Raw genomic sequence first — 12085 nt, 5'->3', positions numbered from 1 at the left:
ACCCGCGCGACGCGTTGGTACGATGATGACATGTTGTTATTTTTGCAACTTATTGTGTTATAATTCTATCACATCAGGCGGCCTGTCAATGGGAGATCGCGCCGGCAGGCCTTCGAATTGGGGGCGGCCCCCGATCAAGTCCCGGAGCACCCGATACGCGCCGCCGGCCTCCGCCAGGCACAATGACGACGATCCGCGCTGTGCTACGCTTCAATCGCTCATCTCATCCAAGGCAACGCCGGTGAACCGCGATGAAACCGAGTGCTGCGATTGCCGTCCTGATCTGGTCTTGCCTGTCTGCGACGGCGCAGCAGCAACGCGGTGCCGCTCTCTACGCGCAACGCTGCGCGCAGTGTCACGACAGCGGCAATAAGGATGTTCGTGCGCCGGGTCGCAGCGCGCTACAATCGAGGTCGTTCGATGAGGTTCTGAGCGCGATCACCGCAGGCACGATGGCCTCCTTCGCGCAGGGACTGAGCAATGACGAGCGAGCGGCCATCGCCTCACTCGTCACCGGAAAGGCCGCGTCGCATGCGGAGACCGAGAGTGCAGGCCGATGCGCGCAGGGCGAGGCCGGCTTTCCGCAGGCGATCGATGGGCCTCGGTGGAACGGCTGGGGCGCGGACCTCAACAACAGCCGGTTTCAGCCGGCGGCAATGGCCGGCCTCACCAAGGACCAGGTTCCCCTGCTACGTCTGAAATGGGCCTTCGGGTTTCCTGACACCTCCAACGCCAACGCTCAGCCGACAGTGGTCGGCGGCTTGCTGTTCGTCGGCGGCGGTGACCGCAAGCTCCACGCCCTCGACGCCAAGAGCGGATGCACCCGCTGGGTGTTTCCGACCGAAGCGCCGGTCCGGACGGCCATCAGTTTCGCCGCGCTGGATGACGGCCGGCCTGCCATCTTCTTTGGCGATGTGCGCGCCAACGTCTACGCCGTCAATGCGACGACCGGCACGCTGATCTGGAAGAGCAAGGTCGACGATCATCCGGCCGCCCGGATTACCGGCGCACCAACCTTCTATTCCGGCGTCGTCTATGTCGGCGTTTCATCGATCGAGGAGGCCACGGGGTCGCGCCCCACCTACCAATGCTGCACGTTTCGCGGCAGCGTCGTTGCGCTGACGGCCGAAACCGGCGCGCAGACCTGGAAGGCCTATACGATCCCTGAGGCGCCGCATCCGACAAGGACGAACGCCATCGGGACCCAGCTGTTCGGCCCGGCCGGAGCGTCGGTGTGGTCCGCGCCGACGATCGATGTTGAGCGCAAGGCGCTCTATGTCGCGACATCGAACAGCTATGCGGACCCGGCAACGGACACCAGCGATGCCATCCTCGCGTTCGATCTCGCGACCGGCCGAATGCTTTGGCATCAGCAGGCCACGCCCAAGGACAGCTTCGTCGTCGCGTGTTTCGGCACCGATCAGACCAACTGCCCTGCAGACCGCGGCCCCGACCATGACTTTGGACAATCGCCCATCCTGGTGAACCTGCGTGATGGACGACGCGTGCTGGTCATCGGCCAGAAATCCGGCGTGGTGCATGCGTTGGATCCCGACCATGAGGGCAAGATCCTGTGGCAGACGCGGATCGGCCAAGGTGGCCCATTGGGAGGAACCGAGTGGGGCTCCGCCGCGGACCAGGATCGAATCTATGTCGCTAACTCGGACGTGCGGTTTCTGAGGGACGGCACGCGACGTCTCAATTCAGGCGAGGGTGGAGGTCTGTTCGCACTGGATCTTGCGACCGGGAAAATCGAAATGGAGGTGACGCCGGTCGCCTGCGGCGACCGCCCGCAGTGCAGCCCCGCACTGTCCGCAGCGATCACCCTCATTCCCGGCGTCGTCGTCTCGGGCGGGGTGAGCGGATTCCTGCGCGCCTACGCGACCGATGACGCAAAACTGCTTTGGGAGATCGACACCGCGCGCGACTACACCACGGTGAATGGCGTTTCGGCCCATGGCGGCGCCATGGACGGACCCGGCGCGGTCGTCGTCGATGGCATGCTGTATGTCAATTCCGGCTACGCGCAATGGGGCGGCCTGCCCGGCAACGTCCTGCTGGCCTTCGAGGTCGGCAACCCCTGACAAGCGCAAATGTCAGCACTTGCGACGACATGCTCAGCACTACTCGCCACGGGCTATTCGTGCTTTGATGTCCGCAAGATCAGCTGATGGGTCGGAAGGGAGCCCTTGTGGTGCTTGACGACGTGCCGCGCAACATTACGTCAGGGGCCGTTTCTCTCGCGCCCTGCAATCGTCCCGACTCGCGATATCAGGGCCGGCGTCCCGAAATCGACCGACATGGCTGCGCCTCAAATCGATGCACATGTCGTTGCGCACGAAAAACACAGAAACTATAAGTGCTTGGAAGAATGGTCGGAGTGGCAGGATTCGAACCTGCGACCCCTGCGTCCCGAACCCGGTTATCGCGCCGCATAGTGCTGAAAAGTCTAGCGTTTCGGCTTCATCCGACCACGGATATTTCCGTTCGCTTCTGACTTAGCCGGGGTTATCCCGGGGTTGGCGCTCCATGTAGAATATACGTTTTTCGGTTGGTTGCGGAGGCCCGCAACCGCCGATACCGACATTTGCTGATGGTGGCCATCTGAGGCGGAGAGTTTGTTCCGGTGCAGCACGGCACGATAATCCTGGTGCATAACCACCCCACTACCCCTTCGTCGATCACGCTAAATCACGCTCGATAGTTATGTGCGTCAAGTTCTGCAAGATTGATCGTGGGGTCCGGTTGAGCCATCCCCTCGGAGCCACCGTCGCTCGCTTGCCCAAAGCGTAGCGCTGGCGAGCGACGGTGGCGGAGAGGGGTGGCGTGCATCCCCTTGGTGGGCCTGAGCATCGTCAGGCCGCCTGACGTAGCGCCTCCTTCTTGTGCTCCTTCAATAGATCCATGTTCAGATAGCGATGGTCTTCGAGCCAGGCCTCGTGGCGCTCGACGGTCAGCGCCCGCACCAGCCGCAGACAGCTCTCGGCATTGGGGAAGATTCGCACCACATAGGTGCGTCGCCTGATCTCCTCGTTGAGCCGCTCCAGCATGTTGGTCGACTTCATGTGTTTGCGGTGCGCCAGCGGCAGGCGGAAGTAAGTCAACGTCTCCTCGATGTTCTCCTCGACCCAGCCGGTGAGCTTGGGGTACTTGCCGCCCCATTTGGCCAGCCAGGCGGCGAGATCACGCCGCACCTCTGAGAGGTCGCGCCGGTCGTACATCCAGCGCAGCTCGAGCAGGCAATCGTCATCGACCTTGCGCGGCACATAGTCGAGCGCATTGCGCAGGAAGTGCACATAGCAGCGCTCCTAGAACACGCCTGAGAGAACCTCCGGGATCGCTTTCTTCAAGCCCGGATGATCGTCGGAGACGACGAACTCCACCCCATGCAGGCCGCGGACCTTCAACGTCTCCAAAAATTCCTTCCAGCTCGACCGGCTCTCGCGGTTGGCCAGCTCGACCGCGAGCACCTGACGGCGGCCTTCCCAATCGACGCCAAACGCGATCAGCACCGCCTGGCTCGCAATGATCCCGTCCTCCCGGATGCGCTCGTAACGGGCGTCCAGGATCAGATACGGGAACGGCTCCTGCAGCTTGCGCTCGGCCAGCGCCGCGACCAGCGCCTTCTCCGATCGCTGATGGCGCTCGGACGGCATTGTTACGCCGTTTGTCCTAGACGGCCCCATGGATGGAGATACTTTCCTTGCCTACGTCGAACTCGCCAGGCGAGTGTCGAAACTATCTCGTCGCCGAAAGATACGACGCAACGTGATCGGAATATGCTCTAGCTCCCGCAAGGTTGATGCGAGCTGAGAGGACAATCCCGTCGGCTTGGATTATCGTTACTGCGTATTCGTCAAAGCGATTGAGCGGTACCAAACAGCCGTTTTCCGGCTTGCGCCAGCCGCCAGTGCGCCGATGACAGTTCGAGCGGACGATTCTCCTGCCGCCGCGGCGAATCTATGAGAGAGACTTCGAGTTCCCAAAAACCAAATCAACATACTCTTTCATTTGCCCGATATGCGCTTCCGAACGAGGAGATGTGCATTCATTCAAATGGTCTTCCAGCTTTTCAAGGCGCATCAGTATTTTTTTGCCCTGATAAGAAACACTCCGAAATACCGGGATGGGCTTGATGCTTTCGATGTAAGTGCGGCGGCCGGCGCCATTTCTGCTCCCCTTTGCCAATTGAATGTTTAAGATCATACTTAAGACGAGATGCGGCGCGGTATACCATCCCCACGTCAAGCTACCCAAAGAATAGGCAATAACACCAATACGACCTGGATCCCTCTTTGTCCGGTAATATTCAAGCGGCTGAATAACGTGAGGGTGATGCCCCAGAATCAGGTCCACTCCTTCCTCAATCAATGAATGAGCGGCCTCGATTTGTCTGTAACGCGGGAAAAACTCAAATTCGTACCCCCAATGAATCGATGCGATAATGAAATCACAACCTTGTTTATTGCAATCGTCGATTTGCTTTTTGAGCAACCCTAAATCGGTTGGGACGTACTTGGACAAGAGTTTGGCCGTATGCACACGAAATATCTCGTTATCGGGCAGCTGATGCGCATTGAGTCCAAACGTTGCCGATACGAATCCGACCTTGATTTGATTTTTGGCAAGAATGTTTGCTCGCCCGTATTCCTCGGGGAGACGGGGAACACCAATATTTACGATCCCGGTTTGGCTCATCAGGCTCCGGGTAGCTTCAATACCCTCTATTCCCAAGTCCAATATGTGATTATTGGCGGTGTTGAGAACAGTAAAATGCTTGCTCCCATGTTCCGTCAACGCAGAATATTGAGCGAACGAGCAACACATCATCGCCGAGCGGCCGTCACCTAAAGCTTTTCTTACAACCTCTTCTTCTGCTACAGGCGATTCATAATTCGCGAATGAAATGTCAGCATCAAAGAGGGCAGAAGCAACATTTTCAAAAAGGAAATCCTTGGAGGATTCGAGGCCATCTGCCTGAATTAGATCACCCGATGCGCTCAGCGTCACCGACGTATCGCTCCTGAAGTCATCCGGCAACTTCACAACGGATTTGTCGTGTAGGAACAAGATCTCGGATACATTCTTTTCTGATCTTGTGATCGGCCTTGCACTTTTGTAGAACCAGTATGCCATATCCATAAATTTCATTTCTTCTAAATCGGTGGCTACATCCTGAAGCGGACGATCCCAGAGACCTAACCACGTGGCGCATTGTACGGCTGCGCGTGTTCGCGCGGAGACACGGAAAACCTCGGCAGGACTTGCGGGAAGGTGACGCGGCATGAACAGATGTCTCTCGAGTAGGAAGAGGATAGGGCTTTGTGATGCCTGGCGGGTCAATAGCTGTCGTCGGTGCGATCAATTATTCGCGCTGGCGTGGCCACTCTCGACGGAATTCACCCCGACGGCCGCCCCGCATCGGGATCGTACTGACGCACTCATCAATCGGCGCGCGGGTTGAGCTCTGATAGCGTCTTTACCTGAGCGATGGATATGCTCCAAAACTTGCCGCGACATCGATTCCGCCGGCGCCCGCTGATAGTAAGTCCGTTGTTTGAGGTTTTCTCTTTGGCTAGCAGCCTTCATTGGAACTCCTTCCCTATCTCGGAAGTGTTTTCCGCAGATCTGGATAGCTTTTGGTGCGCTGAGACTATGTGGAGGGTCGCGCCTCGAAACTACCAGCATCGATAGTTGATAGTTTGGTAGCCGTGATCTGCCACTGAGCTTTCAGGCCGTTAGGTAGCTATCGCGGCTGCTCTTGGTCCGTGTTGCTTGCTGGCTAGGATCATCTGCGAGACATCATCGCTGCAGGTCGAGCGTATCGCAACGAACCACGACATTTGATAATGTGAAAGATCGTCTCGCAAGATCGATGGCAGATTGAAAACGGATGCGGGTTGGCTCTTTCGGCCGATCCAACTGAAAATGGTTCGCCATTTTGTACAAGTTGTCCTCGTCCTCCGTCGCGCGGCGCGTGACCGCGTCCTGTCGCTTGAACACATACGTCTGATCGCCATAGTCGATTCCGGCAAAGTATCGGACGCCATCGACGAACGGCGCGCGCACACCGATGTCCGCGCGTTGGTTTGTCGGCAGAAAATTCGTGGCGAGCAGGATGGGAGCGCCAACCGGATTACGGTCGGACCGGAGCTCCACGGCAAATTCGCCGGGCTTCACGCACTGCTTCTGAGGGTCGTTGGGCGTGGCGGCTGCCGGAGCATCGGCAGCTCCGGGCGCGGCTGCGGGCTTTTGAGCTAACTGATCCGCGCGCGGTTGTTCGGGCATCGCGGTCTGATCCGCGGGTACCGGGCCATTGGCCGGAGCCGTGTGCTGGTGGGCTTTCGTCGGTGTGCAGAGGGAGATACTTGTCAGCGCAACGGTGCAAAGGGCAACGAAAAGTGATCTGAGCATTTGTCGCCCCAATAGCCGCAACATCGGCGCCATTTACCAAGGGTTGCATCAAAATCATAAGACAACCTGTCGCGTTGTTCCCCGCTATGCGATCAGCGGCCCCAAACGACTGGCAGCAACAGCCGTCCCCAGAACGAGATAGTCGGCGAGAAGTACAACGTCGCATCTGATGTCAGTCGCCGTAGGGTCGGAAACAAAACGGCACCTCCCCAAGACACCCACACCTGCCGCCGCGCCAGCTGACGGCCCAGACAAAGCCGCACGCTGTGGCGAAAGGAGAGGTATTGCTTGATGTCCGGGCGGCAGATGTCGAACTGCTCGGGGTCCGGCAGCACGTCCGGATCCTGTCGCCGTAGCAGAATCAGTTTCCCCCAGGAATAGACATGTCACCTGCGATCCCAACAAGCGAAGCGCGCGCCCACCCAAAGGCCATGCCAGTCGTCCTCCCAACTCAGAGAAGTACGGCACCTGAATGCGCCCCTTGGAATGACGGCAATGCAGTGTCCGCTCCGTACAATTCCCTGGAGATCGTAGCGCCGGTGATAAGTAAGATCCGGCGCCGTTCACTTGAGGCTCTGGGGCGAGCCTCGGCTGCCGCCGGACGGCATCGTCCGCTCGTTATGAGAGTGTACCGCAGGAGAGTAGCAGGACGCTTGCGTGTCGGCTATCAATCTAGTGAATCTTAAGAACGTAGAATCACTTTCGGGGTAGGACGCGGTTTGGAAATCACCGACGAACAGTGGAGGGAGAAGGCTCTCGGCATTCCCACCGGTCTCCGGGCTGTGTCTCGCAGCGAGGACGACGACGGTTTGCGGCGGGCGATGCTGATCGTATGGGCGGCTCTCGCCAAGGCGTCGGGGACGATCAAACATCTGTACTCGCTCGTCCGGGAATCGGCGATCCTTGAACTCGCCGCCAGCCTCGACATGCAGGCGCCTGACTATGGGCTCTCATTCGACGGCACGGAGAGCTACCAGGAGATCGTGAAGCGGCTCGGCGGATGTCTTCGCGCCATGGAGCGCGAATATACCGAACGGGATCTGGGCTCGAGGCCCACAGATCCGGCCGATTGGCTCGTCGACCATGCCGGGCATTGCGCGTATCTCATCCCGATGGGACGCGTGGCCTGGAGGGAGGCGAGAAATCCAGCCCAAGACATGCGCAACTTCGACCAGCGGGGACTGCTACGCCTTCGGTTCGTGCCCGCCATCGTGGACGGCGCGAGGGTCCAGATCGTGAAGGCCGACCGGATGGCCAAGCAGAAGTCGTCGGCGTTCGGTGCCGTGCTATTTCCCGATCCGACCTTCGACTGCGACGAAACTCCGATGACGTTTTTCGTCAAGGCGGTCGGCATTCCAAATGGCGAAACGATCATCTCCGACGCGTGCAAGGCCGCTCACGCCGAAGTCTGCCTGACTGCGGTTTTTCCCGAACTCATGATCGACCCGCAATCGCGTCGGCTTATTCAAGCCCAACTCGCCGAGAAACCTTGGCTGGCCGACGGTGAAATACCAGAGGCGCCGGGCATCGTGGTAGCGGGCTCCTGGCACGAAGTGGAGGGCGGTCAACGATACAACATCGCCACCATCTACGATGGTCATGGCGTCCAACTCGCTCGCCACAAGAAGCGGATGGCCTACAGGGACGCTGAAGGACGTGTAGAAGACATCCAGCACGGAACCGAGCTCATGGTCGTGGTCCTGCAAGAAGCCCTTTTCGGCTTCGGCATCTGCCTCGACTTCTGCAATAGGTGTTATCATACCCCATATGGATGGCTCGACATTGATTTCGCGATCGTTCCGTCGTGCGGCAACGAGGCGACCATGGATGGACACATCCGTACGGCAAAAGATCTGCACAATGAACGAAACACCCGCAGTTTCGTGGTCCAACAGGCCTATCCGCCGCTGCAGCAGGCCGCCGGCTATGTCCTTAATCCCGACGGGAACTCATCGAGCTGGGTGGCAAACCAACTTCTCATCGAGGTGCCCTGGAGTGTGTACCGCGGCCAAACGTTACACGACCGTTGACTTGTCCTTAATGAGGGCCGATGTAAAGCGTACGGAAACGAGTTCTGCCGGATCTCCACTCACCGGGTCCCATGTCCGCCACAGACCGCAAAGCCTTCGAAACCTCGCTCGATCGCATCGGGCGCGGCGATGCGACGCCGGCCGAAGCGGCCGCCGCTATCCGAAAGGCGCTGACCGCTGAGCCATCTCTGGCCGAGCGAGTCTACGACGCGCTGCGCGACGTCACGTGGCGGACGTTGACGTCGCGATCCTTCGGCGACGAGCTTTTGCAATGGTTCGAGGTGTTGCGGCACGCCGCGGCACTTGCTGGTAGCAAGAATGCCGGCGGCATCTCGGAGAGGATGCGCGCCTTTGCGGACCTGATCTCGCAGTCAGCCAGGTTCGCTGAGCTCCAGCCGTTGGACGAGGTCCTGAATCGAAAGCACACGAAGCCGCTTCTGAGCGCAATCGCAGGTGCCGGCAAGGCCGTAAGCAACATCGCACTGATGAGCATTCTCGGTCTTCGGGAATCGAACCTCTCAAGGGTGACCGGAGCTCTCCAGGGAACGGGGCTGATCGAGCGATCTTCGTCAGGAAAGGAAGCGAGCTTCACGCTAACCGACCTGGGCCGCCGAGTGGCGAAGAAGCTCGACATCGCCATCAACGATCCGGGCACAGATCGCGAATGGTGGCATGAAGCGCCCTTCCCGCTGGCGATCTGGGACGCGAGCGGTGAATCCGTCGGCGCGAATGCCGCGTTCTATCAACTGACTCGTTCAAAGCAACCGCATATCCTTCCGTCGCTTACCGACTGGAAGCTGATAATGGCGAAGATGGTGCGCGACGACCGGATGACGTCGAAGCATACTTGGCGGTTGCAGATCGACGACGCGACTTGGATACAATTCACCGAAGCTGTGATGCCAGACGGCCGTCTGTGTCTCTTGGGATCGGATGTGTCAGTCGCCATGAAGGGGATGAGCGACGTCGAAGATGCGCTGAAGATCGCGAAGGAGGCCGCGGCTCGGGCCCGACGCGAGTTCGCTGATACAAAGAACCGTTTGGTCGCCTATCAGTCTGCGAACTCGCACATCAGAGACGAGATCATAAGCGTTGCCGCACGGTCGAACCAGCGCGTCCGCGACACGATACACGTTTGGGCGCACGCCGCAGCAGGCCAGATTGTGCCACACGAACTTCATGCGGTGGAGAAGGACCTCGGCGCGATGCAGGTCGCGGTGCGCAACCTCATGGGCCCGGCCGATGTCGTTACGCACGGAAAGACCGCGTCGGATTGGATCGACCCAAATCGAGTCGTGACCGAGGCCATGAACACGGCGAGAGATCTCGACCCGAGCATCCATGCGACCGCATCGTTCGCTAATGTTCCGAGAGTTCGTGGTGCCGTATCCCCACTACGTACGGTGCTGAGCCACATGGTGATCATAGGCACCCGTCATGGCGCGTACGATTTTCATGGCACGTTGAAAGGATCCAACCTGGTCACAACGGTACGCGTCAAGAGTCCTGACGAGCATGCATATCTCGACCCGCTCGAGGCGGTGACGAATTCCGGTCTAGGCTATTGCCGCGCGATTGTAGAAACGAATGGCGGAGCCTGCGAAGTACGGGAATCCGGATCGGGATCCGATACCATGATCGTCTTTTCTTGGCCTGTTGAAGAGACGACTCCGCACGCAGGCAGGATAAAGTTCGGACCATCGGCCAAGACGAACAAATCGCGCAAGCCCACTTCGCGGAGCCATCGATAACGTTCGTAGCTCACCATTCGGCTTGAGCCAGCGCCTAGATGTTGGATGACACCTTTAGCGTATGTTGTCACAGTTGGCGAATACCGAAGTCCACGACGGGGCGCCACACCGAGCCTAATTTAGCGCGTACGAGAGCCGATTTTCCCTACTATGAGACCCTTTCACGGGGAACGAGCAAGCCGGCCTGCAGGCGACCCAGGACGACATCGGTTACAGCTCGGCGTCCTGGTATTCGCAATATGCCGGGGCTCGGCATCATGTTTGGGAAGCGCGCGAGTTAACCTTTGGTTAACCAAATGCCGGCGAACGTGACAACCTTGGGTAAGGAGGCGCCTATGGCGACGTTTCGAGTTCAGCTCGCCGATGGCGAAAAGAGGCTTAAGACCGACTTGAGAGCCGCCAACGAGGATTCAGCCCGCGATGCTGCGGAGAAATGTTTCGACGGCGCTCGTTGGCACATCGTCGAGATCCGGCGGCTGACCGACTGATCACCGTTCCGTCGACGACTGACCGTGCGACCGGCCCGAAAGATCCAAGCAACACGCAGGAAAGCATGAGCGAAATCAGCGCCGGATTTAAGGCCCGCCTCGAGTTCGTCCTCGACCAGACTTGCGTCGAGGCACCGGACGGCGGTAGCCACGAAATGCGCCGTTTCATTGCGGAAAGCCTGATGCGGTTGGCCCAAGCCGGAGAACGCTCCAGCGAGGGATTGGCTCAGGTAGCACGTCAGGCGCTGACGGCATTCCGCGAGCAAATGATGACGAAGACCGCCTGAAGGATTCGACCTGAGAACCTATTCCCTTCTCGCTTCGCTGAGATCGCTTCGGCGCAGGAGGCGCGCCTGAGATGTTGAGGATCGTCCAAGCCACAATGCGTGGTGCCACTGACGGTGGGTTCGCGTCAAGGCCGGCGTCTCGACGAGACATCGTGCGGTCGTTGAGACCATCTCATGGGGCCGCGCTGAAGCCGGCAACACGAAAGCAGCGCGACAATATTGCCAAGCAACCGCGATCATCCTTTTGAGATCAATGTGATCGTACCGACGAAGGCCTTGAGGTCGCCTTCGTCACGCCGGCCGTTCTCGATCCGCTGCTTCATCCTGCGAACGAATGCGTCGAACGCGAATGGCTCGAACGAGCGCCCCTCGGGCGATTCCCAGACCTTGGGAACGGCCATCCGGCGCATCAGATCCGCGTCAAATCTTTTGCTTAGGCGATTGCTGCAGATCGCGAAGATCAGGGATCTTCGCTCGCTGCAAGGTGGCACGGATCTTCTCGGCGCGAGCTTCCTCGAGCTGTAGGCAGGGAATCGAGGCCGGTTTGAAAACGAGCTCCGCAAAATACGGCTGCTTCTGAATTCCGCCAGCGCCAGACCAGAGAGGCTCGACGAAGAACGCCGCTGGAATTTCCTTTCGACATGCGGACTCGAGCGCATCGAGCGTCGCCTGTTCACAACCGTTTGCTGGGAACGGGACAGAGGTGACGTCAAACAGCAGCGTAGGCCACCTTGAACAGGCCTCGCGCCCCAACCGACATCGCCCCAACCGTATCGCCGTGATAGGAATGTTGCATCACGACAATGCGTATTCGCTGTTTGCCTATATTATGCCAATAGCCGAGCGCCCTTTTTAAGGCGGCTTCCGCACTGCTTGAGCCACTGTCGGAGAAGACATGGTCGAGACCACGCGGCGCGAGTTTTAGCAGCAGCAGCGCAACCTCCTCGGCCGGGTTCATGGGTGTACCCGGTAAAGATGATCTGGTTGAGCTTGCCAGCCTGCTCGACGATATGCGGATGACAATGGCCATGGCTTACTATTACCCGCCAGGAGGAGATTGCATCTATGATGCGGCGCCCATCTGCCGTTTAAAGATAAGCCCCATCAGCGCGCAC

General features: G+C 59.0%; 9 protein-coding genes and 2 pseudogenes. 5 read left to right on the top strand and 6 right to left on the bottom strand.

All coding sequences use genetic code 11. From position 1 onward, the window contains the following. Positions 1-251 precede the first annotated feature (251 nt). Positions 252-2084 (top strand): PQQ-binding-like beta-propeller repeat protein, encoded by a 1833-nt coding sequence (locus ABIB78_RS23370; RefSeq protein WP_429028948.1) that lies wholly within the window; start codon positions 252-254, stop codon positions 2082-2084. A gap of 771 nt (positions 2085-2855) precedes the next feature. On the opposite strand, the pseudogene ABIB78_RS23365 reads toward ABIB78_RS23370, so the two are convergent. From ABIB78_RS23365 to ABIB78_RS23355, 3 genes and pseudogenes are all read right to left on the bottom strand, one after another. Next, a pseudogene (locus ABIB78_RS23365) lies at positions 2856-3611 on the bottom strand (IS256 family transposase); the annotation flags it as partial. Positions 3612-3960: 349 nt separating this feature from the next. Next, complete coding sequence (locus tag ABIB78_RS23360) at positions 3961-5286, bottom strand: CapA family protein (RefSeq protein WP_429028947.1); 1326 nt, start codon at positions 5284-5286, stop codon at positions 3961-3963. Positions 5287-5802: 516 nt separating this feature from the next. Then, entirely contained in the window at positions 5803-6288 is a 486-nt protein-coding gene (locus ABIB78_RS23355) for a hypothetical protein (protein ID WP_429028946.1), read from the bottom strand. Between the two features lie 845 nt (positions 6289-7133). Here ABIB78_RS23355 and ABIB78_RS23350 point away from each other — a divergent pair. The 4 genes from ABIB78_RS23350 to ABIB78_RS23335 all read left to right on the top strand — a co-directional run bounded on the left by ABIB78_RS23350 (position 7134) and on the right by ABIB78_RS23335 (position 10970). After that, complete coding sequence (locus ABIB78_RS23350; RefSeq protein WP_429028945.1) at positions 7134-8444, top strand: hypothetical protein; 1311 nt, start codon at positions 7134-7136, stop codon at positions 8442-8444. A gap of 71 nt (positions 8445-8515) precedes the next feature. Next, entirely contained in the window at positions 8516-10195 is a 1680-nt protein-coding gene (locus tag ABIB78_RS23345; protein WP_429028944.1) for a hypothetical protein, read from the top strand. Between the two features lie 296 nt (positions 10196-10491). Beyond that, positions 10492-10683, top strand: coding sequence for a hypothetical protein (locus tag ABIB78_RS23340; protein ID WP_429028943.1), 192 nt, complete (start codon positions 10492-10494; stop codon positions 10681-10683). Between the two features lie 65 nt (positions 10684-10748). Beyond that, a complete protein-coding gene (locus tag ABIB78_RS23335) occupies positions 10749-10970 on the top strand; it encodes a hypothetical protein (RefSeq protein WP_429028942.1) in 222 nt (73 codons plus the stop codon). A 236-nt stretch (positions 10971-11206) separates the two neighbouring features. Here ABIB78_RS23335 and ABIB78_RS23330 read toward each other — a convergent pair whose 3' ends face one another. From ABIB78_RS23330 to ABIB78_RS23320, 3 genes and pseudogenes are all read right to left on the bottom strand, one after another. Next, entirely contained in the window at positions 11207-11371 is a 165-nt protein-coding gene (locus ABIB78_RS23330; protein ID WP_429028941.1) for a hypothetical protein, read from the bottom strand. A 19-nt stretch (positions 11372-11390) separates the two neighbouring features. After that, entirely contained in the window at positions 11391-11552 is a 162-nt protein-coding gene (locus ABIB78_RS23325; RefSeq protein WP_429029092.1) for a nucleotidyl transferase AbiEii/AbiGii toxin family protein, read from the bottom strand. Further along, a pseudogene (locus ABIB78_RS23320) lies at positions 11538-12040 on the bottom strand (aminotransferase class III-fold pyridoxal phosphate-dependent enzyme); the annotation flags it as partial. The pseudogene ABIB78_RS23320 and the gene ABIB78_RS23325, both read right to left, overlap by 15 nt. Positions 12041-12085 lie beyond the last annotated feature (45 nt).

Origin of the sequence: Bradyrhizobium sp. I1.14.4 (genome assembly GCF_050435825.1) — a bacterium.
In the GTDB taxonomy this organism is placed as follows: domain Bacteria; phylum Pseudomonadota; class Alphaproteobacteria; order Rhizobiales; family Xanthobacteraceae; genus Bradyrhizobium.
This window is presented reverse-complemented; position numbering and strand designations above follow the sequence as displayed.